Source organism: Metapseudomonas resinovorans DSM 21078 (assembly GCF_000423545.1).
Taxonomy (GTDB): domain Bacteria; phylum Pseudomonadota; class Gammaproteobacteria; order Pseudomonadales; family Pseudomonadaceae; genus Metapseudomonas; species Metapseudomonas resinovorans.
Genome location: NZ_AUIE01000005.1, coordinates 170,400 through 193,767 on the forward strand (window position 1 = coordinate 170,400; position 23,368 = coordinate 193,767).

24 protein-coding genes and 5 tRNA genes are annotated in these 23,368 nt (G+C 63.7%); 14 read left to right on the forward strand and 15 right to left on the reverse strand.

Going from position 1 to position 23,368, the window contains the following annotated elements; translation table 11 throughout:
* Positions 1–207: 207 nt before the first annotated feature.
* Entirely contained in the window at positions 208–1,884 is a 1,677-nt protein-coding gene (locus G559_RS0105420) for a DEAD/DEAH box helicase (protein WP_028627270.1), read from the forward strand.
* A gap of 78 nt (positions 1,885–1,962) precedes the next feature.
* Here the strand turns inward: G559_RS0105420 and G559_RS0105425 are convergent, their stop codons facing one another.
* Complete coding sequence (locus G559_RS0105425) at positions 1,963–2,730, reverse strand: DODA-type extradiol aromatic ring-opening family dioxygenase (protein WP_028627271.1); 768 nt, start codon at positions 2,728–2,730, stop codon at positions 1,963–1,965.
* A gap of 99 nt (positions 2,731–2,829) precedes the next feature.
* Between G559_RS0105425 and G559_RS0105430 the strand changes: the two genes are divergently transcribed.
* A complete protein-coding gene (locus G559_RS0105430; RefSeq protein WP_028627272.1) occupies positions 2,830–3,486 on the forward strand; it encodes a thiopurine S-methyltransferase in 657 nt (218 codons plus the stop codon).
* Between the two features lie 153 nt (positions 3,487–3,639).
* Here G559_RS0105430 and htpX read toward each other — a convergent pair whose 3' ends face one another.
* The 3 genes from htpX to G559_RS0105445 form a co-directional block, all read right to left on the reverse strand.
* Positions 3,640–4,512, reverse strand: a complete 873-nt coding sequence (gene htpX, locus G559_RS0105435) for a protease HtpX (RefSeq protein WP_028627273.1) — start codon at positions 4,510–4,512, stop codon at positions 3,640–3,642.
* Between the two features lie 87 nt (positions 4,513–4,599).
* Positions 4,600–5,052: a hypothetical protein gene (locus G559_RS0105440; RefSeq protein ID WP_028627274.1), complete on the reverse strand. Its 453-nt coding sequence runs from the start codon at positions 5,050–5,052 to the stop codon at positions 4,600–4,602.
* A 6-nt stretch (positions 5,053–5,058) separates the two neighbouring features.
* On the reverse strand, positions 5,059–6,270 hold the full coding sequence (locus G559_RS0105445) for a pyridoxal phosphate-dependent aminotransferase (protein WP_028627275.1): 1,212 nt from the start codon (positions 6,268–6,270) through the stop codon (positions 5,059–5,061).
* Between the two features lie 175 nt (positions 6,271–6,445).
* Here G559_RS0105445 and msrB point away from each other — a divergent pair, with 175 nt between their 5' ends.
* From msrB to G559_RS0105460, 3 genes are all read left to right on the forward strand, one after another.
* Positions 6,446–6,838 carry a peptide-methionine (R)-S-oxide reductase MsrB gene (gene msrB / locus G559_RS0105450; protein ID WP_028627276.1) on the forward strand — a complete coding sequence of 131 codons (393 nt, stop codon included), beginning with the start codon at positions 6,446–6,448 and terminating at the stop codon, positions 6,836–6,838.
* 129 nt (positions 6,839–6,967) lie between these two features.
* Positions 6,968–7,453 carry a glutathione peroxidase gene (locus tag G559_RS0105455; RefSeq protein ID WP_028627277.1) on the forward strand — a complete coding sequence of 162 codons (486 nt, stop codon included), beginning with the start codon at positions 6,968–6,970 and terminating at the stop codon, positions 7,451–7,453.
* Positions 7,450–7,917 (forward strand): MarR family winged helix-turn-helix transcriptional regulator, encoded by a 468-nt coding sequence (locus tag G559_RS0105460; RefSeq protein ID WP_028627278.1) that lies wholly within the window; start codon positions 7,450–7,452, stop codon positions 7,915–7,917. Before G559_RS0105455 ends, G559_RS0105460 begins: the two co-directional genes overlap by 4 nt.
* On the opposite strand, the gene G559_RS0105465 is transcribed toward G559_RS0105460, so the two are convergent.
* The gene (locus G559_RS0105465) at positions 7,898–10,225 is read right to left on the reverse strand and encodes a response regulator (RefSeq protein ID WP_036996933.1); all 2,328 of its coding nucleotides are present in this window, start codon (positions 10,223–10,225) and stop codon (positions 7,898–7,900) included. The genes G559_RS0105460 and G559_RS0105465 overlap by 20 nt on opposite strands.
* Positions 10,226–10,324: 99 nt before the next feature.
* On the opposite strand from G559_RS0105465, the gene G559_RS0105470 reads away from it, so the two are divergent.
* The gene (locus G559_RS0105470; protein WP_028627280.1) at positions 10,325–11,215 is read left to right on the forward strand and encodes an ATP-binding protein; all 891 of its coding nucleotides are present in this window, start codon (positions 10,325–10,327) and stop codon (positions 11,213–11,215) included.
* On the forward strand, positions 11,212–11,694 hold the full coding sequence (locus G559_RS0105475) for a GAF domain-containing protein (RefSeq protein WP_028627281.1): 483 nt from the start codon (positions 11,212–11,214) through the stop codon (positions 11,692–11,694). The genes G559_RS0105470 and G559_RS0105475 overlap by 4 nt, the downstream gene beginning before the upstream one ends.
* 64 nt (positions 11,695–11,758) lie before the next feature.
* Here G559_RS0105475 and G559_RS0105480 read toward each other — a convergent pair whose 3' ends face one another.
* Both G559_RS0105480 and G559_RS0105485 read right to left on the reverse strand, forming a co-directional pair.
* Positions 11,759–12,421 carry a glutathione S-transferase family protein gene (locus G559_RS0105480; protein ID WP_028627282.1) on the reverse strand — a complete coding sequence of 221 codons (663 nt, stop codon included), beginning with the start codon at positions 12,419–12,421 and terminating at the stop codon, positions 11,759–11,761.
* 23 nt (positions 12,422–12,444) lie between these two features.
* Complete coding sequence (locus tag G559_RS0105485; RefSeq protein WP_028627283.1) at positions 12,445–13,215, reverse strand: hypothetical protein; 771 nt, start codon at positions 13,213–13,215, stop codon at positions 12,445–12,447.
* 232 nt (positions 13,216–13,447) lie between these two features.
* Here G559_RS0105485 and G559_RS0105490 point away from each other — a divergent pair.
* The 5 genes from G559_RS0105490 to G559_RS0105510 all read left to right on the forward strand — a co-directional run bounded on the left by G559_RS0105490 (position 13,448) and on the right by G559_RS0105510 (position 13,949).
* Positions 13,448–13,523, forward strand: a tRNA-Glu gene (locus tag G559_RS0105490).
* Positions 13,524–13,538: 15 nt separating this feature from the next.
* Positions 13,539–13,614, forward strand: a tRNA-Gly gene (locus G559_RS0105495).
* An 88-nt stretch (positions 13,615–13,702) separates the two neighbouring features.
* A tRNA-Gly gene (locus G559_RS0105500) sits at positions 13,703–13,778 on the forward strand.
* 6 nt (positions 13,779–13,784) lie between these two features.
* Positions 13,785–13,860 (forward strand) — tRNA-Glu (locus G559_RS0105505).
* Positions 13,861–13,873: 13 nt separating this feature from the next.
* A tRNA-Gly gene (locus G559_RS0105510) sits at positions 13,874–13,949 on the forward strand.
* Between the two features lie 54 nt (positions 13,950–14,003).
* On the opposite strand, the gene G559_RS0105515 is transcribed toward G559_RS0105510, so the two are convergent.
* Positions 14,004–15,143: an SRPBCC family protein gene (locus G559_RS0105515; RefSeq protein WP_028627284.1), complete on the reverse strand. Its 1,140-nt coding sequence runs from the start codon at positions 15,141–15,143 to the stop codon at positions 14,004–14,006.
* An 88-nt stretch (positions 15,144–15,231) separates the two neighbouring features.
* On the opposite strand from G559_RS0105515, the gene bsrA reads away from it, so the two are divergent.
* The gene (bsrA, locus tag G559_RS0105520; protein ID WP_028627285.1) at positions 15,232–16,155 is read left to right on the forward strand and encodes a LysR family transcriptional regulator BsrA; all 924 of its coding nucleotides are present in this window, start codon (positions 15,232–15,234) and stop codon (positions 16,153–16,155) included.
* Positions 16,156–16,305: 150 nt separating this feature from the next.
* Here bsrA and G559_RS0105525 read toward each other — a convergent pair whose 3' ends face one another.
* From G559_RS0105525 to G559_RS0105555, 7 genes are all read right to left on the reverse strand, one after another.
* Positions 16,306–16,488: a hypothetical protein gene (locus G559_RS0105525; protein WP_028627286.1), complete on the reverse strand. Its 183-nt coding sequence runs from the start codon at positions 16,486–16,488 to the stop codon at positions 16,306–16,308.
* Positions 16,485–17,615 (reverse strand): PepSY-associated TM helix domain-containing protein, encoded by a 1,131-nt coding sequence (locus G559_RS0105530; RefSeq protein ID WP_028627287.1) that lies wholly within the window; start codon positions 17,613–17,615, stop codon positions 16,485–16,487. The genes G559_RS0105525 and G559_RS0105530 overlap by 4 nt, the downstream gene beginning before the upstream one ends.
* 46 nt (positions 17,616–17,661) lie before the next feature.
* Positions 17,662–20,040 carry a TonB-dependent siderophore receptor gene (locus G559_RS0105535; RefSeq protein ID WP_028627288.1) on the reverse strand — a complete coding sequence of 793 codons (2,379 nt, stop codon included), beginning with the start codon at positions 20,038–20,040 and terminating at the stop codon, positions 17,662–17,664.
* A gap of 224 nt (positions 20,041–20,264) precedes the next feature.
* The gene (locus G559_RS0105540; protein WP_028627289.1) at positions 20,265–21,224 is read right to left on the reverse strand and encodes a FecR domain-containing protein; all 960 of its coding nucleotides are present in this window, start codon (positions 21,222–21,224) and stop codon (positions 20,265–20,267) included.
* A complete protein-coding gene (locus G559_RS0105545; protein WP_028627290.1) occupies positions 21,221–21,739 on the reverse strand; it encodes an RNA polymerase sigma factor in 519 nt (172 codons plus the stop codon). Before G559_RS0105545 ends, G559_RS0105540 begins: the two co-directional genes overlap by 4 nt.
* Before the next feature lie 164 nt (positions 21,740–21,903).
* Positions 21,904–22,314: a PA2817 family protein gene (locus G559_RS0105550; protein WP_028627291.1), complete on the reverse strand. Its 411-nt coding sequence runs from the start codon at positions 22,312–22,314 to the stop codon at positions 21,904–21,906.
* Between the two features lie 71 nt (positions 22,315–22,385).
* Positions 22,386–22,628 (reverse strand): hypothetical protein, encoded by a 243-nt coding sequence (locus G559_RS0105555; RefSeq protein ID WP_137823170.1) that lies wholly within the window; start codon positions 22,626–22,628, stop codon positions 22,386–22,388.
* Positions 22,629–22,647: 19 nt separating this feature from the next.
* Here G559_RS0105555 and G559_RS0105560 point away from each other — a divergent pair, with 19 nt between their 5' ends.
* Positions 22,648–23,310, forward strand: a complete 663-nt coding sequence (locus G559_RS0105560) for a transglutaminase-like domain-containing protein (protein WP_028627293.1) — start codon at positions 22,648–22,650, stop codon at positions 23,308–23,310.
* The last annotated feature ends 58 nt before the right edge of the window (positions 23,311–23,368 follow it).

Here is a 23,368-nt window from a genome sequence, read left to right on the forward strand (position 1 = left end):
ACGGCCCCGATCAAGTACTGCGTTTTCCCCGAGGCGCTTTGCCTTCGGCTGCAAGTCCGCCGTGCGGACTACCCTTGACGTTTCATCCATTCCCAATAAAGCGATCACGCAAATTCTCTACCAGGCTGCCAGGGTGACCCACAAGGTCCTTCACGGCATGTGCAGCCATGGAACAAGGGTCTTTGCGGATGCACACGAGGCAGACCCATGACCCAGGAACTCGGCACTTTCGCCGCGCTCGGCATTCATCCCAATGTACTGGCCGCAATTACTGCGGTTGGCTATGAAGAGCCGTCCCCCATCCAGGCCCAATCGATTCCGGTGATCCTCGCCGGTCACGACATGATTGGCCAGGCCCAGACCGGTACCGGCAAGACTGCAGCCTTCGCGCTGCCGATCCTGTCGCGCATCGATCCGGCCAAACGAGAGCCGCAGGCGCTGATCCTGGCACCGACCCGCGAGCTCGCACTGCAAGTCGCCACCGCTTTTGAAACCTACGCCAAGCAGATGCCCGGCCTGAACGTGGTCGCCGTCTACGGCGGCGCGCCCATGGGTCCGCAGCTCAAGGCCCTGCGCCAGGGCGCCCAGGTGATCGTGGCTACCCCCGGCCGTCTGTGCGACCACCTGCGTCGCGACGACAAAGTGCTCGCTACCGTGCAGCAGCTGGTGCTCGACGAAGCGGACGAAATGCTCAAGCTCGGCTTCATGGATGACCTCGAAGTGATCTTCGAAGCGCTCCCGGAAAGCCGCCAGAGCGTGCTGTTCTCCGCGACCTTGCCGCCGTCGATCCGTTCGATCGCCGAGCGTCACCTGAGGAACCCGCAGCACGTCAAGATCGCCGCCAAGACCCAGACCGTCGCGCGCATCGAGCAGGCTCACCTGATGGTCCATGCTGACCAGAAGACTGCTGCTGTGCTGCGTCTGCTGGAAGTCGAGGAATTCGACGCGCTGATCGCTTTCGTGCGTACCAAGCAGGCCACCCTGGACCTGGCCAGCGCGCTGGAGGCCAAGGGCTACAAGGCCGCAGCACTGAACGGCGACATCGCCCAGAACCAGCGCGAGCGCGTCATCGAGTCCCTGAAGGATGGCCGTCTGGACATCGTGGTCGCCACCGACGTGGCCGCCCGTGGTATCGACGTGCCGCGCATCACCCACGTATTCAACGTGGACATGCCGTACGACCCGGAATCCTACGTGCACCGTATCGGCCGTACCGGTCGTGCCGGCCGCGATGGCCGCGCGCTGCTGTTGGTCACCCCGCGTGAGCGTCGCATGCTGCAAGTGATCGAGCGTGTGACCGGCCAGAAGGTGGCCGAGGTGCGCCTGCCCAACGCCCAGCAAGTGCTGGATGCACGCATCAAGAAGCTGACTAACAGCCTCAGCCCGCTGGTGGCCGACGCCGATGCCAAGTACGGCGATCTGCTGGACCGCCTGGTTACCGACATCGGTTGCACTCCGCGTGCCCTGGCTGCCGCACTGCTGCAGCGCGCCACCAATGGCCAGGCGCTGAACCTGGCCGACGTGGAGCGTGAGCAGCCGCTGGTGCCGAGCGCCCAGCCCCGCGAGCGTCGTGAGCGTGACGGCGGTGAGCGCAGTGAGCGTGGTGAATACCGCGAGCGCCGTGCGCCCATGCCGCTGGCAGAAGGCCGCGTACGCTGCCGCACTGCCCTGGGTACCCGCGACGGCATTGCCGCCAAGAACCTGCTGGGCGCCATCCTCAATGAGGGCGGTATTGCTCGAGAGGCCATCGGTCGCATCCAGATCCGCGAAACCTTCAGTCTGATCGAGCTGCCGGAAGAGGGCCTCGAGCGTCTGCTGGGCAAGCTGAAGGACACGCGTGTGGCGGGTAAGCAGCTTAAGCTGCGTCGCTATCGCGAAGACTGATACACCCGGTAAATGAAAAAGCCTCGCATTGCGAGGCTTTTTTGTGCCCGGTCGCTGGGTAGTCTCTGTCGTTGCTGCTCAATCGAAGCGGTAGATATCCATCCCCAGCGCCCCCAGGGTGAATCCTCTGTGGACCAGGCTGAAATGTTCGCCGGCGCCTCGGGCGAAATAGAGCGGTAGCAGGTGTTCGTCCCGTGGGTGATTGCGCGCGGCATGGGGGGCCTGGCGGCGGTAGTCGTGTAGAGCGGCTTCGTCGTTGGCCTCAAGACGCTCCACCATCCAGTCGCGAAACTCCTTGGCCCAGGGCGTGACGACTTCCGGGCCGGCATGCCAGTCCAGTTCGCCCAGGTTGTGGGTGATACTGCCGGAGCCGACCAGCAAGACGCCATGTTGGCGCAGGCCGGACAGAGCCTGGCCGACGCGAGTCTGGAAGGCCGGGCCGAGTCGACTGGGAAGGGATAATTGAATCACGGGTACATCGGCCTGCGGATACATCAACGACAGCGGTACCCAGGTGCCGTGATCAAAAGGGCGTTCCGGGTCGATGCCTGCGGGAAGGCCGGCCTCGGTCAGTAGTCCAGCGATTTTCTCCGCCAGTTCGGGCGCGCCGGGCGCCGGGTACTGCACGGCGTAGAGTGGCGGCGGGAACCCATGGAAGTCGTGCCAGGTTTCCGGGTGTGCGTTACCGCTGAGCAGCAACTGGCTGCTTTCCCAGTGTGCGGAAACCACCAGGATCGCTTGGGGGCGTGGCAGTGCCTCGGCCAGGGCCTTGAGCGCGGGGCCGCTTTCGCCGGGCTCAAGGGCGAGCATGGGGGAGCCGTGGGAGATGTAAAGGCTGGGTAGCATTTCGGATTTCCTCCGGTAGGATTCCGGCATCATCCGGGCTGGATATATCGACTTCCAGCATAAATTATTGGGCTATTTGATCGAATTGATGGAGGAATCATGGACGAGCAATTCTGGCAGGCGCGCTGGTCGCAGAACCAGATCGGCTTCCACCAGCGCGAAGTGAATTCTTATCTGGAGCGTTACTGGCCGCGCCTCGGACTGCCGCAGGGGTGCCAGGTGCTGGTGCCGCTCTGTGGCAAGACCCTGGATCTGGTCTGGTTGGCAGGGCAGGGCCATCGGGTGCTGGGCGTGGAACTGGCCGAGCGTGCGGTGGAGGATTTCTTCGCCGAGCAGGGGTTGGTGCCCGAGGTGTCGCAACAGGGCGTGCTGCGCCGCTACAGCGCGGGTGCCATCGAGATTCTTCAGGGCGATTTCTTCGCCGTCACCCATGCTGATGTCGCCCCGTGCCAGGCGCTTTACGATCGCGCTGCACTGATCGCACTGCCGCCTGCCATGCGTGATGACTACGTGGCTCATCTGCAAAGCATCCTGCCGGCCTGTTGCGAAGGGTTGATGGTCACGCTGGACTACGAGCAGGCGCGCCTGGAAGGGCCGCCGTTCTCGGTGCCCGAAGCCGAAGTGCGCCGGCATTTGGAGGCCGGCTGGGAGGTGGACATGCTTGAGCGCTGCGACGTACTGGAGAGAAACTGGAAGTTCGCCTCTCGCGGGCTGGATAGTCTGCATGAACCGGTGTTTCGCCTGAAACGGCGCTGAGAGGTATTCGTCTGCGGCAGGGCGGATGTGTCTGGCGTTGAGGTCCGTAGGATGGCGTAGAGCGAAGCGAAACCCATCAAGGCCCTGCATCGCCGGCTACAAATGCGCAAAAAAAGGGCGGCCAGTTGGCCGCCCAAGTCAGTGTGATTCGTTTCAGCCGCGGCGGCGCAGGGCTTCGATGCGGTCTTCCAGCGGCGGGTGGCTCATCAGCAGGCCGGCAAGGCCATGCTTCAGGCCGCCATTGATGCCGAAGGCGGTCAGGCTGTCGGGCATTTGCACCGGCACACCTTGCTCGGCGCGCAGGCGCTGCAGGGCGCCGATCATCGCATTGGTGCCGGCCAGGTTGGCGCCGGCTTCGTCAGCGCGGAATTCGCGGCGGCGCGAGAACCACATGACGATGATGCTGGCGAGGATGCCCAGGACCAGTTCGGCGAAGATCGTCGCGACGAAGTAGCCGATACCCGGGCCTTCTTCGTTCTTCAGGATCACCTTGTCGACGAAGTTGCCGAAGATGCGCGCGAAGAACATCACGAAGGTGTTCACCACGCCCTGGACCAGCGCGAGGGTGACCATGTCGCCATTGGCCACGTGGCCGATCTCGTGGGCCAGTACGGCCTTCACTTCGTCAGGGGAGAAGCGTTCCAGCAGGCCCTGGCTTACGGCTACCAGTGCGTCGTTCTTGTTCCAGCCGGTCGCAAAGGCGTTGGCCTCGTAAGCCGGGAAAATGCCGACCTCAGGCATCTTGATGCCCGCTTCGCGGGACAGTTGCTCGACGGTCTGCAGCAGCCACTGCTCGTGGCGGGTACGCGGCTGGGTGATGATTTCGGTGCCGGTGCTCATCTTCGCCATCCACTTGGAGATGAACAGCGAAATCAGGGAGCCAGCAAAGCCGAACACGGCGCAGTAGACCAGCAGGCTGCCGTAGTTCTGGCCGGTAAAGCGGTCTACCCCGAGCAGCTTCAGCGTGATGCTGGCAATCACCAGGACTGCAAGGTTTGTGGCCAGGAACAACAGAATGCGCATCATGATTGGAACAGTCTCCTCACGGCGGAAAGCGTTTTGGTATGCGGGGTATATAAGGGGCGGCCCTGGCGTATTCAACCAGGGACTATTTCAAACTATGTCGCCTGAGGCGTCGGCTCTGCTTTCGAAGATTAGCCGAGTCAGGCATACGAGGCGTTCGCTATCGGCGTTGCGAAGGGCGCCGCGCAATTGCTGCGCCAGGCTGGCCTGGACCCGCAGGATGCTGGGAGGCAGGGATTCCGGGTTGGCCAGCTCGGCGGGTACCGCGCGGGACAGCCGAAGAAAGCCTTTTTCGGTCAGGACTGCCTGGTCCAGCGCCTCGAAGTGGATGGTGCTGTCGAAGCGCAGGTAGCCCTCGTCCGCGAGCCAGAGGAGTGCGCCCAGGCAGCTTTCGTGGCGCTTGCTGGGCAGGCCGAACTCATCCGGTTCCGACGGACCGATCAGATCCTCCACATACAGCGCCACGCGCCGCGGGAAGACCTGATACAGCTGCAGCAGGCCGCTGGCGCAGTCCTTGTAGAAGTCGTCGATCTGCAGATCCATGGGCGTTTATTGGCGATACGACTTGAGGAAGTTGCCGATGCGGCCGATGGCCTGCTCAAGGTCGTCGACGCGGGGCAGCGTCACTACGCGGAAGTGGTCCGGCCATGGCCAGTTGAAGGCGGTGCCCTGGACGATCAGCAGTTTTTCGGAGAGCAGAAGGTCGAGGACGAATTTTTCGTCGTTGTGGATCGGGCAGACCTTCGGATCGATCTTCGGGAAGGCGTAGAGCGCACCCATGGGTTTCACGCAGCTGACGCCGGGGATGTCGTTGAGCAGTTCCCAGGCACGGTTGCGCTGCTCCAGCAGGCGGCCGTTAGGCAACACCAGGTCGTTGATGCTCTGGTAGCCGCCGAGTGCGGTCTGGATCGCATGCTGGCTCGGTACGTTGGCGCACAGGCGCATGTTGGCCAGGATGTCGATGCCTTCGATATAGCTCTGGGCCTTCTGTTTGGGGCCGGAAATGGCCACCCAGCCGGAGCGGAAACCGGCCACGCGGTAGGACTTGGAGAGACCGTTGAAGGTCAGGCAGAGCACGTCCGGCGCAAGCGACGCGGTGGAGATGTGCACGGCCTCGTCGTAGAGGATCTTGTCGTAGATCTCGTCGGAGAAGATCACCAGGTTGTGCTGGCGTGCCAGCTCCACCATGCCTTCCAGGACTTCCTTGGAGTACACGGCGCCCGTGGGGTTGTTCGGGTTGATGATCACCATGGCCTTGGTGTTCGGGGTGATCTTGGCCTTGATGTCTTCCAGGTCTGGCCACCAATTGGCTTGCTCGTCGCACAGGTAGTGCACCGGCTTGCCGCCGGCCAGGCTCACCGAGGCGGTCCAGAGCGGGTAGTCCGGTGCCGGGATCAGGACTTCGTCGCCATTGTTCAACAGCGCCTGCATGCACATCACGATCAGCTCGGACACACCGTTACCGAGGTAGATGTCTTCAATGCCGACGCCTTCCACCTGCTTCTGCTGGTAGTACTGCATCACCGCCTTGCGAGCACTGAACAGGCCCTTGGAGTCGCTGTAGCCCTGGGCGGTGGGCAGGTTGCGGATCACGTCCTGGAGGATTTCCTCCGGGGCTTCGAAACCGAACGGCGCCGGGTTGCCGATGTTCAGCTTGAGGATGCGGTGGCCTTCCTCTTCCAGGCGTTTGGCGTGCTTGAGCACCGGTCCGCGGATGTCGTAGCAGACGTTGGCGAGCTTGTTCGATTTGCTGACCTGCATGATGCGTTACTGTCCCGAGGTGAAAAAAGTCGCGCCGGGGCGACGGGGATCGATGCGCCTTGGCAGCCTGTAACGCCGCTGCCAGACTGGCGTCTGATGAATCGCGCATGATACGTGCGGCCCGATGGCCCGAAAAGGTCGGGACCGGGCTTTTTTACCCCTTTCGAGGACTGCCATGGACAAGCTTGAGAAACCCCTTGAAACCTGGCGCGAGGAGCTTTCCGACGCCCAGTTCCACGTCTGCCGCCTGGGTGGCACGGAGCGCGCCTTCACCGGCGAGTACTACGCCACCAAGACGCCGGGCATCTACCACTGTTCCTGCTGTGGGGAAGCACTGTTCGACTCCGACGCCAAGTACGACTCCGGCAGCGGCTGGCCAAGCTACTTCCAGCCGGTGAGCGAGGGCGTCATTGCCGAGCGTGAGGACTTCAGCCACGGCATGCACCGTATCGAAGTGCGCTGCGCCCGCTGCGATTCCCACCTGGGGCATGTCTTCCCCGATGGGCCGCGCCCCACTGGCCTGCGCTATTGCATCAACTCGCTATCGCTGAAGCTCGAACCGCGCTGAACCGGGCTGAACCGGGCTATTCGAGAGGGCTCGCCGAAAGGTGGGCCCTTTTTATAGGTAAATTAAATTGCATGCAATTTAATTGAGAGCTATTTTTTAACGGTTCTCTTCCCTGCACAGGCCCTGACCATGAGCGACAAGATTCTCGATATCCCCGTGACCACCATCAAAGGCGAGCAGAAGACCCTTTCGGACTTCGGCGGCAAGGCTCTGCTGGTGGTCAACACCGCCAGCAAGTGCGGCTTCACCCCGCAGTACAAAGGGCTGGAGAGCCTCTGGCAGCAATACAAGGACAAGGGGCTGGTCGTGCTGGGCTTCCCCTGCAACCAGTTCGGCAAGCAGGAGCCGGGTGACGAGGGCGCGATCAGCGAGTTCTGCGAACTGAACTTCGGCGTCAGCTTCCCGCTGTTCAAGAAGATCGATGTGAACGGTGCCGGCGCCCATCCGCTCTACGTACAGCTTAAGCAGCGCGCTCCAGGCCTGCTGGGTAGCCAGGGCATCAAGTGGAACTTCACCAAATTCCTGATCAGCCAGGACGGCCGGCAGATCAAACGCTTCGCGCCCACCACCAAGCCGGAAGAAATCAGCGCCGAGATCGAAGCCTTGCTGAAATGACCACCCCTATGATCGAACCTGAGCTGCTGCTGGACAATCAGCTCTGCTTCAAGCTCTACGCAGCGTCTCGTGCGGTGATCCGCGGCTATCGACCGCTGCTGGAGCCGCTTGGCCTGACCTACCCGCAGTATTTGGCCATGCTGGTGCTCTGGGAGTGGCACGCGCGGCCGCCAGAGCAGCCCACGGTCAAGGCCCTGGGCGAGCGTCTGTTGTTGGATTCCGGCACGCTCACGCCTTTACTGAAACGTCTGGAGCAGCTCGGCCTGGTGCGCCGCCAGCGTGCCGCCCATGACGAACGCGAAGTTCACCTGGCGCTGACGGAAGAAGGTGCCGCCCTGCGTAGCAAGGTGGTGCCGCTGCGCAATGAGCTGATCTGCGCCAGTGGTCTGGATCTCAACGAAATGGCCGAACTGCGTGCGCGCCTTGGCGAGCTGTTGGGTCAGCTCATGGGGTTGCCTGAGTAGCCGGCAGCCAGGTGTCGAGCAGGGCCACCAGCTCTTCGCGGCGGAAGGGTTTGGCCAGGTAGTCGTCCATGCCGGCGGCGCGGCAGCGTTCGCGCTCGTCCGGTAGGGCATTGGCCGTCAGGGCAATGATCGGCAGGTCTGGCCAGCGCCCGCTCTGGCGTATGCGTCGGGTGGCTTCGTAACCGTCCATCACTGGCATGTTGCAGTCCATCAGCACCAGGTCAACGGCCGTTTGCTCCAGTCGGCTCAGCGCCTCGGCGCCGTGGCCCGCCAGCAGCACCTCGCAGCCCAGCTTGGTCAGCATGCCCTTAGCTACCAGTTGGTTCACCGCGTTGTCTTCGACGAGCAGCACTCGCGCATGTCGCTGCTGCGGCTCTGTCCTTTCCGGCGCGGGAACGGGTGTGGCCTCGGGGAGTTTCAGCAGCACCCGTTGCAGCGCCTGATGGAGGGCTGCACGAGAAAGTGGTCGGGCCAATTGATGCAGCGGCGTCAGGGTCGCTGCACGCGGCGGAGGCAGGAAACTGCCGTAACCTGTCACCAGCAGGATGGGCACCTGGGCAGCACGGCGCACATTCTCCAGGCAATCCGGGCTGTCGCTGATCAGCACATCGGCTCGAGCATCACTGAGGTCGGCGTCGTGGTCGCGTCGCTCGAATTCCAGGCCCCAGAGCGGGAGCCAGATGCCCAGCATTTCGGCCAGGCCGCTCTTGGCTCCGCACAGTGCAATGGCCTTGCCTTTCAATTGCGCGCGCGGCTCCGGCGGGCTGTGCTCCACCAGCGGTAGCTCGGCGCTGAACAGGCTGCCGAGGCCTTCCTGGGACTTGACGTCCAGCTCACCTTGCATCGCTTCGCAGAGGTGGCGGGTGAGCGCCAGGCCGAGGCCGGTGCCGCCGAATTGCCGGGTGATGCCTGCACTGCCCTGGGAGAAGGGTTGGAACAGCTTGGGCAAGGCTTCGGCGGAGATCCCGATGCCGGTGTCGCGAACGGTGATCAGCACACCGCCGGGGCTCGGCGCGGCGCGCAGGTCGACACGGCCCGAGCGGGTGAATTTGAGCGCGTTGGACAGCAGGTTGCTGATCACTTGGCGCACTCGCGTCGGGTCGCCCACCACCAGCGATGGCAATCGAGGGTCGATCAGACAGGTCAGTTCGACACCGGGGGCGGCATTTTGCGAGAGCAGGTTGGCCGTGTCTTCCAGCAGGGTGCCCAGGTCGAAGGGGATCTGTTCCAGCTCCAGTTGGCCTGCCTCGAACTTGGACAGGTCGAGGATGTCGTTGAGCAATTCCACGAGCACGCTGCCAGAGTCATGGGCGATCTGCAGCTGGCGCTGTTGCTCGTTGTTCAGGGGGCCATCGAGCGCGAGGTCGAGCATGCCCAGCAGGCCGTTGAGCGGGGTGCGGATTTCGTGGCTCATGTTGGCGAGGAACGCGGCCCTGGCCTTTGCCATCTCCAGGGCGGTGCCGCGCGCCACCTCCAGTTCCTGGTTGTAGCGGCTGAGGCGGCTATTGGCGGCCTTCAGCTCGGCGGTGCGCGCTGAAACGATGTTCTCCAGTTCGGCCAGATACTGGTTCAGCCGCTGGTCCGCTTCCCGGCGTTGCTGCATCTCGGTGGCCAGGCTGGCCAGTTGGCGGTTGATGACTTCCACCAGCACGCCGATCTCGTCCTGCTCATGGCCGGGCGGGCAGGGCAGTTTGGCATCCGGCGAGGCACGTGGGTCGCGCTCGCTGAGGCCGCGGATCAGTTCAACCAGCGGCTTGGTCAGCATGCTGTAGAAGAGCACCAGGAGGATCAGGGAGAGCAACAGACTGCGCACGAAGCCGCTGAGCAGGGTGATCATGGCGCGACGCAGAAAGTGGTTGCCGAAGGCGAAGGTGTCCACCTCCAGGCGCAGTACGCCAAGGGTCTCATTGGGAGCGTGGACGATATAGAGCGGGTCTTCGAACTCGCGCCGTTCACCGAACAGGTAATCGCTGAAGATGCGGAAATCGCTCTCTGCACGTGGCCGGCTGACGCTGGACAGCACGGCTCCGTTGTTGTCGATGATTTCGGCGCGGATCACCGCAGGCGAGCGCAACAGGCCGAGTACGAGTTCCTGGGCCAGTTCGGCGTCGATGTTGTAGGCGATACGCGCGGCGGGGCTGTGGGAGATTTCGAGAAGGGCCTTGATCTCCCGGTCGATGGTCTCGTTCTCGTTGAGATAGTCGCTGGCGACCTGGATGGCGCTGAGTACGGTGCCGAGTAGAAAGGCCACCAGCACCGTCAGGCTGGCCTGCTTGAACGACAGCCGTTGTGTCAGCGGAATATCCATGGGGGCGCGGGAATTGGCCTTGTTCCGAGGGCTTGCCAAGCATAGCCTATCCGGTCTGCCGACAGCGCCTGGTGACTGCGGCTGAGCAAGGAGTTGAACGTGGATTCCCGTCTGTTTGAGTTTCTCGAGCGCGCCGATGCGGTGCTGGCCCGCCTCGAACCCCTGTTGCCGGCGCCTCGTCCGGTCATCGATTGGCAGAAAAGCCTGGCGGCGCGCTGGCATCGCGATGGCCGCAGCGGCTACCTGCAGCCTCTGGACGTGAGCCTGGACCTGTCCCTGGCGGATCTGATCGGCGTCGACAAGCAGCGTGAACAACTGGCCGGCAACACCCGTCAGTTCGTCGATGGCCTGCCGGCCAACCATGCGCTGCTCTGGGGCGCCCGTGGTACTGGCAAGTCCTCACTGGTTCGCGCGCTGCTGGCTGAGCACGCTGGTGCGGGGCTGCGCCTGATCGAGATCGAGCGCGACCACCTGGCCGACCTGCCGCGCGTGGTGGAGCAACTGGCCAACCTGCCGCAGCGCTTCGTGCTGTTTTGCGACGACCTATCCTTCGAGGCGGGTGAGGGCGACTATCGCGTGCTGAAGAGCGTGTTGGACGGTTCCCTGGAACGCGCTCCAGACAACGTGCTGCTCTACGCCACCTCCAATCGCCGTCATCTGGTGCCCGAGAAGCAGAGCGACAACGAGCACTGGCAGATGGTCGACGGTGAGCTGCACCCCAACGAAGCTGTGGAGGACAAGATCGCCCTGTCCGACCGATTCGGCCTTTGGTTGTCCTTCTATCCCTTCACCCAGGATCATTTCCTCGCTGTGGTACGTCACTGGGTCGGCGTCCTGGCCGAGCCGGCCGCGTTGAACTGGGAATGGTCCGAGGAATTGGAAAAGCTGGCGATTCGCTGGGCCTTGGGGCGTGGCAATCGCAACGGCCGCTGCGCCTACCAGTTCGCCCGTCATTGGGTCGGGCTCGCTTTGCTGGAGTCTTCCAAATGATCGATCTGCAACAGGCCGGCGCCGGCCTTTCCGGCTATTCCATGTTGGCCGCCCAACTGGAATCCCTGCTGGCTGACGAGCGCGATTTCATCGCCAACAGCGCGCAGTTCTCCGCGTTCCTCTTCAATGAGTTGCCGGACCTGAACTGGGCGGGTTTCTATCTCAACCGCAATGAAGAGCTGGTCCTCGGTCCGTTCCAGGGCAAGGTGGCCTGCGTGCGTATCCCCTTCGGCAGGGGCGTGTGCGGTGCCGCAGCGCGCACCCTGGAAACCCAGCGGGTGGAGGATGTGCACGCATTCCCCGGCCATATCGCCTGCGACAGCGCCTCCAACAGTGAGCTGGTGGTGCCTCTGGTCAAGGATGGTCGCCTGATTGGTGTGCTCGACCTGGACAGCCCAAAACTGGCGCGTTTCAAGGAAGAGGACCAGTCCGGAATCGAGCAGCTCGCGGCGATCTTTCTGCGTCTGACCGATTGCTGACCGCACCGCAATGAAAAAGCCCGGACGTGTCCGGGCTTTTTCGTGTTCACTGGATTCGGGGTTTTCAGGCCCTGCCTGCCAGCTTGGCCAGGATCTTCTGTTCTCCCGGCAATACTGCCTGCACTGACTCCCGTGCGGCGATGCGTTCGTAGTGCGCGGCCAAGCGCGGCCAGCGTTCGGCATCCAGTCGCTCGCCGCCGTGTTCCATGTTGATCATCTGGGTGGCGAAGGCGAGGTCGGCCATGGAGAGGCGCTCACCGACGAAGTACGCCGCGTTGCCCAAGGTCTTCTCCAGGTAGTCGAAGTGTGGCGGCAGCCTGTCGACCAGTGCGGCCTGGACCGTGGCTTCGTCACAAGCCTGGCCCATGGATGGCTTCAGGGTGCGGTTGCGGAACACGCCGAAGGTAGCCAGGGGCGCTAGTTCATAGTCGGAATATTTTTCTAGCCAGCGCACCCGTGCGCCTTCTTGGGCGTCACGGCCATAGAGTGGGGTGAGCTCGGGATGTTTTTCTTCCAGGTACTGGCAGATCACGCTCGAGTCGGCGAGGGAGATGTCGCCGTCACGCAGGGCCGGGATGCGGCCCAGGGGGCTCAGTTCGCGAAACCAGGCCGGCTGGCTGAAGGGCGAAACGATCTCCAGCTGATAGTCCAGGCCCTTTTCCAGCAAGTAGAGACGCACCTTGCGCACGAAAGGAGAGAGCGGGGCGCCATAGAGGGTCAGGCTCATCGGGAGGTCCTCATCTGAGCGGATCAGTCGTAGATGTTCTTCTTCTTCCAGATGTCGTCGTCATCCAGTGACTTCAGACCTTCAGTCAGTTCGCTTGGTTCGTCGGCACTGGGCTGGGCGTTCTCCAGCACAAGGGCATTGGCCCGGGCGAGCTGGGCCTTCATCTGTTGCAAGCGATCCTGGTAGCGGGCGGGGTCAGGTTGCTTCTGCAGGTACTGGACGCCACGCTCAAAGGCCAGGCGGGCCTGGCGTGGCTGGTTTTCTTGCAGGGCCTGGAGCCCGAGGTTGGTGAAGAACTCCACGTGCAACTGCACGAGCATGTCGCGGATTACCTTGACCCAGTGCTTTGCATCATTGGCGGGCAGTTGGCCATCCTGGGCGGCACGGGTGATCTGGCCGTGGAGGCCTTCCAGTTGGAAGCGGATTTCCTTGGCCTTGGCTTCGGTGAGGATCTTTTGCGGCGGATTGTTCACCGGGATGGATTCGCCCTGTCCGGCCAGCGCGCGAAGCTGCTCGACACGTGTCTTGAGAGCGTTGTCGCCCTTGTCCACTTGAAGCAGGCGTTCGCTGAGCTGCAACTGCAGGCGAGTCAGCAACAGCTTGAGATCGGGGGAGACCATCTGGCCGGGGAGGGTTTCGGAAAGGTCGGCGCAGCGGCGGATACGGTCGGTGAGGTCGGCCTTGAGACGGGCCTTCTCCAGCTTGCTGTTCTCCACCAGGTGATTCACGTAGCCAATGGCGATAAGGATGACGATACCGACAACGATCAACAGGGTGATCACGAGTGGCGACATCTTCGGGGCTCCGGCGTGCTTATTGGGGTGCGGCTGAGTGTAGAGGCTTGACTCCAGCGCTCATAGAGGCGGATCAAATTTTGAGCAGAAGTCTTTGATTTTAAAAAGTTTTTGATAGAGGGTTGACGGGTGTTCAAAGCCTCCCTAGAATGCGCGCCACTTCGACGCGATGCCCACGGCAACGCAGCGAAGCCGGAAGTAAGCGTCAAAGCTGTTGTAAGCTCCGGGCCGCGTCCCCTTCGTCTAGTGGCCTAGGACACCGCCCTTTCACGGCGGTAACAGGGGTTCGAGTCCCCTAGGGGACGCCACTTTCAAAGTTGTATGCGGGAATAGCTCAGTTGGTAGAGCACGACCTTGCCAAGGTCGGGGTCGCGAGTTCGAGTCTCGTTTCCCGCTCCAGATTCAAGAAGCAGGGCCAATGTCTTGCTTACCCAAGCCCGAAAGGGTTGAGGGGCGCACCAAACGGTGCAGGCTGTAAAGGTTGCATGCGGGAATAGCTCAGTTGGTAGAGCACGACCTTGCCAAGGTCGGGGTCGCGAGTTCGAGTCTCGTTTCCCGCTCCAATTTCAGTCCCCTTCGTCTAGTGGCCTAGGACACCGCCCTTTCACGGCGGTAACAGGGGTTCGAGTCCCCTAGGGGACGCCACTTTCTGTTGTACGCGGGAATAGCTCAGTTGGTAGAGCACGACCTTGCCAAGGTCGGGGTCGCGAGTTCGAGTCTCGTTTCCCGCTCCAGTTAAACGAAAACGCCGCTCATTCGAGCGGCGTTTGCGTTTCTGCGTTTCCGACTTAGACCAGGTCGTGCTGGCGGGCCGGGGACGCCTCGATGGCACGTTCGGCCATCTCCTTCAGCTGCTTCATGGATTCGGCCGATTCCCGGTCGATCTTGCCGCGCATCACCAGCCAGTTCGCGATCTGCATGGCCAGCCCGGCGAAACCGTACTCCAGGGTGCGGACGAACCGTGTCCCGCTGCCGGTGCTTTCGCATTCATAGGTCAGCACCAGTTCCAGTCCATGGGTGCCTTTGGCGGTGGCACGCCAGAGCCGGCCGGGGTTGTACTCGGTCACATCCCAGCTCAGATGCCCCGCGCGCCCGCCGGCGTGGATGTCTTCTTCGAAATGGCTGCCCGCCGGCAGCGGCCCGGCCGGCCCGTCCACGTGCAGGGAGGAGGGGTGCCACTCCGGCCAGCGGGTGGCGGTGCTGGCGTAGGCCAGGACGTATTCCGGGGCGTGGGCGATTTCCACTTCGTGCTGCATTCGGGTCATGGCGCTCTCCTGTTCCAGTGGTTCCCAGTACAGGCTGCCCTTGAGCCAGTCCATGAGCGGGAATACCAGGTTGAAGTTGTGGGTCTGCATCAGGTCGCGGCGGTGGTGCAGTTCATGCAGCCGGCGCATGTGGCGGATCCATGGCAGGCGCGAGATGGGGTGGTTGGCGGGCAAGTGCTCGCAGGCGTGGAAGACCTCGTAGCTCAGGTATCCGGCCAGCAATGTCGCCGAAAAGAGGGCAGCGACGTTGCTGTTGATGAAGGACAGCAGCCACCAGGCCGCGAACAGGCCGATGCTGTAGAAGACGATTAGCCAGGCGGGGAAGAGGATCACCCGCCAGTCCCGAGCCGATTCCCAGGTCATGCGCCCGGCGACGAAGAAGCTATGGTGATCGCCCGTGTGGCGCTTGTAGAACATCGCGCCAAGGCGCGTTTTGTGATGGCCCAGGTTCTTGTGGATGGAGTACTCCCCCCAGCTGAAGAACACCAGGGCCGCCGGCACCACCAGCCACTCCCAAGGCGCCACGTGCTCCAGGCTGCCAATGAAAAAACGCAGGCAGGCCGCGCCGTAAAGCAGCACGAAGCCACCATGCAGCCAGACGTTGTAGAGGGGATGGATGCCCGCCCGATAGCGGTCGCGAAAGGCCTGGGTGTCGTGGCTCATGGCTGCTCCAGCAGTCTTGTTGACATACCGGGGAGCATAGTGGTGAATGCTTTATTCCGATAATGGATAGTCGAAATGAGCATTATTCATGAACCTGAATTTGCGCCGAATCGACCTGAACCTGCTGCTGGTGTTCGACGCCCTGATGCAGGAGCAGAACCTGTCGCGTGCCGCCACGCGTCTGCACATGAGTCAACCCGCGGTGAGCAATGCCCTGGCGCGGCTGCGTAGCCAGCTGGGAGAGCCGTTGTTCAAGCGTACCGCTCGGGGCATGTCACCCACCGCTCACGCGCAGGTGCTTTACGCCCCAGTGCGCCAGGCGCTTAACCTGCTGCAGCTCGGGCTGGGTGCCCAGGAAGTGTTCGACCCGGAGGCCGAGCACTGCTTTCGACTGTCGATGAACGACTACGCCCAGGCCATGCTGCTGCCCGCGTTGCTGGAGCAGCTGAGGCACGAAGCGCCGCGGGTGGTGCTGGAGGTGCAGGACGACGAGGCGCAAAGCCTGGTGACACGGCTGGCGACCGGCGAGCTGGACCTGGCCATCGACTACCTCTACTTCGACAACCCCGATCTCTGCTACCAGCCCTTGATGGAGGAGAATCTGGTGGTGATCGGCCGGGCCGGGCACCCGGCTTTCGCGGGAGGGCTCACTCGCGAGCGCTACCTGGGCAGCCAGCATGTGCTGATATTGCCGCGAGCCGGCCGTGGCTCGCCGCTGGAGATCGTCCTGGGCTCGGCGAAGATCAAGCGCCGGGCGGGGCTTCAGGTTCCCCACTACCTGGCGATCCCGCCCATCGTGGCGCGGTCCGACCTGCTGGGCACCGTGCCGCGCCGGCTGGCGGAGCACTTCGCGGCCATCTACGCGCTGGAGATTGCGCCGCTTCCGGTGGCGACACCCTCCGTGCAGGTGAGCCTGATCTGGCACCGCCAGCAGGAACTGGCACCCGGCCTGCGCTGGCTGCGAGAGCAACTGGCGCAGCTTGGCGCGACGCTTGCCGACGGCGACGCCTAAGTGTCATCGGTGGACGATGCCCTCCTGCCGTTCGCGCAGAGTGGCTCCAGCAGGTAGCCCGACGGCCGGTTCGAGCCGCTCTAGGCTCTTGGTGTTGGCGGATTCCGCCCGGCAATGCCGGGCGGGCCTTTTAGCACTTCTCGAATCAGCTCAGCGCTTGCGGCGGATTGGGCGCCGCAGCAGCGGCCAGATGCCCAGCACGGCTGGCGCGCCCAGGCCTAACCAGGCGATGGCGTCCCATCCGCCGTCACCGAGCAAGGCACTGAACAGGCCAAGGGCGCAAAGCAGGCCGATGATCGAGGGCAGGGCGAAGGTGGATTGGCGCCAGTTCATGCTGTCGCTTCCTCGGATGAGCGCTGTCCAGTACTGCGTCGCTGGCGAACCCACCAGAGATAGAGCCCGCTGCCGAGCACGATGATGGTGAGCACATCGAGCACGGCCCAGAGCAGTTGCATCGGGCGGCCGCCGTAGTCGCCGAAATGCAGCGGCTGCGACATCGCAAGGGCATCCATGTACCAGGGGCGTTGGGCGACGGCTGTGACGGCCAGGGTGCGTGCGTCGATCAGCACTGGCGTCCACAGGTGAGCAGTCAGGTGAGTGCTGCCGACCATGAACACCGTGTAGTGGTGCTCGCTTGAGAAACGGGTGCCGGGGAAGGCGATGAAATCCGCCTGCATGCCGGGCAGTGCGTCGGCGGCAATCGTCAGCACGTTGTCCACGGGGGCACGCTCAGTCAGCGGAGGTGCGTTGCGGTAAGGCTCTACCAGGGCGGTCAGCGTGTCCTGTCGCCAGGCACTGATCAACAGGTCGGCGCAGGCGCTGATGACACCGGTGACACCCACCACCAACGCCCAGGTCAGGGTGACGATGCCGATGAGGTTGTGCAGGTCCAGCCAGCGAGTTCGTGTGGAGCGCTGGTGACGCACTTCGGCGAACTTGAGGCGTCGCATGAAGGGCGAGTAAAGCACCACGCCGGAGATGATGGCGACTACGAACAGCAGGCCCATGAACGCCAGCAGCAGCTTGCCCGGCAGCCCGGCGAACATGTCCACGTGCAGGCGCAGGATGAACATCAGCACGCCGCCGTTGGCGGCTGGCATGGCCACGGGCTCGCCAGTGCGGGCATCGAGCATGAAGGTGTGTGAGGCGTTCGGCTCGGTACCGGCAGTGGCGGCAGTGATGGCGACCACGCCATTCGGCTCGTCTTTCTCATAACCCAGGTACTGCACTACCTCGCCAGGGCGGTGGCGCTGGGCGGCATCCACCAGTTGCTGCAGACCCAGGTGCGGGGTGCCAGGAGCCATTTCGCGCAGCTCGGGCGCTTCACCCAGCAGGTGCTCCAGCTCGTGGTGGAAGATCAGCGGGAGCCCGGTAAGGGCCAGCATCAGCAGGAAGAGGGTGCAGATCAGGCTGGTCCAGGTATGCACCTGGGACCAGCGCCGGATGGTGCGGCTTTGCATGGCGATTCCCGATTCAAGGGCCGCCCCGCGGGGCGGCCGTGCTTCGTCAGAACTTGTAGTTCACGCTGCCGACCACGGTGCGTTCGTCGCCGTAGTAGCACCAGTAGCCGTCGCAGGTGGACAGGTATTCCTTGTTGAATACGTTCTTCGCGTCCACCGCTACCGAAAGGCCGCGCAGTGAGCTGTTCAGGCGGCCCAGGTCGTAGTGGGCCGAGGCGTCGTACACGGTGTAGGAACCGGTATGGCCGAGCCAGGTGTTTGCGGTGTTGCCGTAGCTGTCCCCCACGTAGCGCACGCCGCCGGCGATGCCGAAACCGTCGAGGATGCCGCTGTGCCAGGTGTAGTCGGCCCAGGCGGTGGCCTGGTTGCGCGGCACCTGGGCCATGCGGTTGCCTTTGTCGGCACCTTTCTGGATTTCGCTGTCGGTGTAGCTGTAGGAGGCCACCAGCTTGAGGTTCTCGGTGACGTCGGCGGTGGCTTCCAGTTCCAGGCCGCGTACTTCCAGCTCGCCGATCTGGCGGGTCACGCTGCCTTCGGTAACGCTGACGTTGGTCTGGGTCAGGTCGTAGACGGCGGCGGTCAGCATGGCGTCGGTGCCGGGCGGCTGGTACTTGATGCCCACCTCGTACTGTTTGCCCTCGGTGGGTTCGAACGACAGCGTGCTGTCGACGTTCGCACCCATCGCGGGCTGGAAGGACTCGGCGTAGGAGATGTACGGGGTGATGCCGTTGTCGAACAGGTAGCTCAGGCCCACGTTGCCGCTGAAGGCCACATCGCGCTGGGTATTGGTGGCGTCGTTCTTGTTGTAGAAGGTGGTGCCGGTGTGCACCCAGTCTTCGCGGCCGCCGAGGGTCAGGCGCCAGTTGTCCAGGGCGATCTGGTCCTGGATGTAGAGGCCGGTCTGGCGGGTTTTCTGGTTGAAGTCCTGCATGGTGAAGTAGCTCACGCCGGACAGGTCCGCACCATAGATCGGGTTGTTGACGTTGATCGGCGGTACACCCATGCCGTACAGCCAGCGGTAGTTGGTGTTGGCGCGCTGATGGTCGAGGCCCAGCAGCAGGGTGTGGTCCAGCTCACCCGTGCTGAAGTCGGCCTGGAAGTTGTTGTCCACGGCGAATTGGCTGATGTCTTCGTCGACGATGCCGGACTCGCGGTTGACGTTACCGTCGGCATCGATGCTGTTGAAGGTGGCCACGTTCACCGCCTGGAACTCCAGGTCGCTCTTGGTGTAGCGCAGGTTCTGGCGGAACTGCCAGACGTCGTTGAAACGGTGCTCGAACGCGTAGCCAAGGGCGTAGTAAGTGCGGTCGTAGAAGTCCCAGTCCGGCTCGCCCAGGTTCTTGTGGTGGGAGATGTCACCGAAAGGAGAGTCGATCTTGGTGCCCTGCAGTGGCAGGAACTGGCCGGTAATGCCGGTGTCGTCGCGCGTGTACTGCGAGAGGAAGGTCAGGCGGGTGTCGTCGTTGATGTTCCAGGTCAGGCTCGGCGCGAGGTTGTAGCGCTTGTCCGGGATGTGGTCGATGGGCGAGTTGCTGTCGCGCACGGTGCCGCTGACGCGGTAGAGAAACTGGCCCTCGTCGTCGATCTTGCCGGTGCTGTCGAAGTTGATCTGCTTGTGTTCGTTGCTGCCGGCCTGCAGTTCCAGCTCGTTGGCCTGTTCTTCCTGCGGGCGGCGACTGACCATGTCCAGCAGGCCACCGGGCGGGGTCTGGCCGTAGACCGAGGACGCCGGGCCGCGAAGCACGGCGATGCGCTCCAGGTTCCAGGGTTCGATCTTCGGATTGGCGAAGGAGCCCACCGGCAGCGGCAGGCCGTCGAGGAACTGGGTCGGCACGAAGCCGCGCACCTTCAACCAGTCGGAGCGGGAGTCGGAACCGTAGCCGCTGCTCATCACGCCCGCGGTGTAGCGCAGGGAGTCGTTGAGGTTGAGCGTCGGGCGCGAATCCAGCTGCTCGCGAGTGATCACCGAGATCGAGCGGGGAACTTCGTTGATTGCGGTGTCGGTCTTGGTGCCGGCGGCGGTGCGGCTGGCGACCATGCCAGTGGTCGGGCCCCAGGCGGTTTCATAGCTGCGGCTGCCGTCGATGTTCACGTCCGGCAGGTTCATCGCCTCATCGGCGACGGGTGCCAGGCTGTAGCTGTCGGCGCCGTTCTGCACCAGGCGCAGACCGCTGCCCTGCAACGCCTGGGACAGTGCCTGCAGCGGGCTCAGTTCGCCCTGCACGGCCGGGGCGGTCTTGCCAGCGGTCAGGGCCGGATCGACGCTGAGGACGATGCCGGCATTCGCGGCGATGCGGTTCAGGGTGCTGGCCAGCGACGCGGAGGGCAGTTGGTAGGCCTCGGCCAGGGCCTGGGTGGACAGGCCGCCGAGGGTGATGGCCAGTGCCAGCAAGGTGTGGCGGAACGGGGCAGTTGCAGGGTGCATTGCGAACATCTCCTAAGTGAGAAATCGTCTCAATGCCTTCTTGCCGAACCAGAATCGAAAAGTGACAGGGGGATTGAGAAAATTTTCCGGTCCCGTCCCTGGACTCGTTGCTTTGTGGGGGGGAGAGCGCTTTTCTGGCTCGCTCACAGCCGCGAACGCCAAGGCACCGCCGCGTGGTGGGAATCGTTTGAGCGATTGCCACCCTGCGGGACAGTCATGGCGTGTCAGTCATTCGCGGGCACCACGCGCACCCACCAGTCGCTGTAGCGCTCGATGCTCACTGGCAGGCTGGGAGGCAAGGCGGCGAGCGCCTTGTCGCTGTCGTTCAACGGGAAGACACCACTGATGCGCAAGTCGGCCAGGGCCGGGTCCAGGCCCAGGTAGCCGCTGCGGTACTCACCCAGGCTGTCGATCAGCTGTGCCAATGGCATGTCGTCGGCCACCAGCATGCCGTGGCTCCAGGCCTCCGCGCCCACCGGTGCGGGTTCGCTCCGGCCCAGGTGTTCCCGGTCGATGCGCACCTGTTCACCGGCCTGGATCACCCGCTCGCCCGAGGCACTACGGGGCGCTGCGGCCACAGCCGATTCGAGCACGATCAACCGGGTCGACTTGCCCTCGCGGCGCACCAGGAAGCGGGTACCCAGGGGCTGCAGGCGGCCCTGCTCGGTTTCGACGATGAACGGGCGTGGGTCGTCGTGACCCGTCTTCACCAGGATTTCGCCGCTGTGCAGGTAGAGCCGGCGTTGCGCTCCGTCGAAGTCGATGTCCAGGGCGGTACGGCTGTTGAGTTGCACGATGCTGCTGTCTGCCAGGCGCAGCTCACGGTGCTCGCCACGGGCGGTCAGTTCATCGGCCAGGTAGTCCCCGAGGGGACGCTGCTGGGCGAGCAGGCCAAGACCCAGGCCCACTGCCAGCAGCAAGGCCAGGGTGTTTCCGGCGATTCGATGTGGGCTGCGTCGCCGCACGCCGCCGCTGCGCAACAAGGCCCGGCGGGCCGGGATGGGGGCGGCCGCTGCCAGTTGCTGGTCGATCCCCGCCAATTGCTGCCAGACCTGCGCGTGCTCCGGTCGTTCGCCGAGCCAGCGGCGGAACTCGTGCCGCTCTAGCTCGGTGGCCTCGCCGGAATCCAGGCACAACTGCCAGGCGATGGCCTCGTCCAGGGCGCGTGCGGATACCCGGCTCATGTCGGCTCTCCATAGAGGGCGATGTAGCACTGGCGCATGCCTTGGGCCAGGTACTGGCGCACCCGCGAGGGGGAAACCCCCAGGCACTCGGCGATCTCGGCGTGGCCGAGGCCGTCCAGGCGGTTGTAGAGGAAAGCCGCCCGCGCCTTGCTGGACAACTGACCCAGTAGACGGTCGATTTCCCGGAGGCTTTCCAGGATCAGTGCCTGTTCCTCTGGGCTCGGGTGCAGCTCCTGGGGCGCATGGGCCAGTTCGTCCAGGTAGGCGCGTTCCAGGTCATGGCGGCGGAACTGATCCACCAGCAGGCCACGGGCGATGGTAGCCAGCAGGGCGCGGGGCTCGCGGGGAGGTTGCAGATCGGCCCGGGCGAGCAGACGCACGAAGGTGTCCTGGCTGACGTCTTCGGCGCGCTGAGGGCATTGCACCGTCTTGCGTAGCCAGCTGAACAGCCAATCACGATGGTCTCGGTAAAGCAGCCCTACCAGATGCGGGTTCGCGGGATCACCGGCCGACACGCTGACCTCATTGAAATGATCTGAAAAGAGTGATTAAGAATGATTCGCGATGATGACAGAGGCTGGCCTCGTGCCGCAATCGTGGCGGGGGGAATGGGCGATGGGTGGTGGTGGGGCGGGGAAAGGAGGAGGGGCGGCAGGGAGGTGCCGCCCCGGAGTGGGGCTCAGTGCTTGCTGCCATTGTCCGGCAGGGCTAGCAACCGCTTCTCCTGGTTCCAATCGAAGGGCTCATCGTTCTGTTCCGCCTCGTAGCGGCGCTCGTCGAGGCGCTGGAACAGGTCGATTTCCTCGTCGGGCATGAAGTGCAGGCAATCGCCGCCGAAGAACCAGAGCAGGTCGCGCGGCACCAGGTGGGCGATCTGCGGGTAGCGGTGGAAGACCTGGCTGATCAGGTCCTGGCCCATGTACAGGCTGCCTTCCGGGTCGCGCGGCAGTTCACTCATCAGTTCGTCGAAACGTTCGACGAAGAGCGCGTGGTTCTCCTCGGGAACCTGTTCGGCCTCGCCCAGGGCGACCAGGATGCTGCGCAGGTGGGCGAGCAGAGCGAGGTGATGGTCGAGGTAGGGATTGGCCATGGCGGATTTCCTGAAGCTGGATCGGGCGCGGGAGTATAAAGTCCTCCGCGCCCGCTGTCCTGCCTGCGGGCTCAGCGGACCTTGCCCTGGCTGAGCGGGAGTTCGTCCTTGGCGAAGTCGTCCACGTCTATCACGCGTCGCCGCGCCGTTTCAGTGGCACGAAGCTGCGGGGCATCTGCCGTCTCGATCCTCCTTGAGGGCGGCGCAGGGCCGTCACGCGCTTGGTCGCCACCGGTAACCATGGCGACAGGAACGGCGAGCTTGGCCGGAATGTCGTACCCCGAGCGGAAAAGTGCTGGATAGACTGGGGCCATTGCCCTGAGGAGAACCTCCATGCAGCGCTACTTGCAGCCCGGCCGCTTCGTTGATAGTGACCACCCCCTGGTGGTCGAGTTCGCCGAAAGACACCGTGGCGCCAGCCGCGACCCCATTGACCAGGCTGTCAGCCTGTACCTCTCGGTGCGCGACGAGATCCGCTACAACCCCTACGTGTTCAGCCGGGTACCCGAGACACTCAAGGCCAGCCACGCGCTGGCTGCCGGGGAGTCCTATTGCGTGCCCAAGGCCATCCTCCTCGCCGCCTGCGCCCGGCATTGCGGCATTCCCGCGCGCATCGGGCTGGCGGATGTGCGCAACCACCTGGCTACGCCCAGGCTGTTGGAATTGCTGCGCAGCGAAGTGTTTGCCATGCACGGTTACACCGAGCTGTACCTCGACGGCCGCTGGGTGAAGGCCACGCCGGCGTTCAACCTGGCGCTGTGCCACCACTTCGACGTTCCGCCGCTGGAGTTCGATGGCCGTCACGACAGTGTCTTCCACCCGTTCAATCGCCAGGGCGAGCGCTACATGGAATACCTGGCGGACCATGGTCAGTTCGACGATCTGCCGGAGGCGCTGTTCTTCGACCACCTGGCCAGCGTTTACCCGCACCTGTTCTGCGAGGGCGCGGCTTTCCTTTCCGGTGACCTCCATGCGGAGGCCGGCACAGCGAGCTGACGCACAGTTTCATGAGTAAAGTTTGCCGGGCGCTTTGCCATTGTCCGGCCTGCCAGTA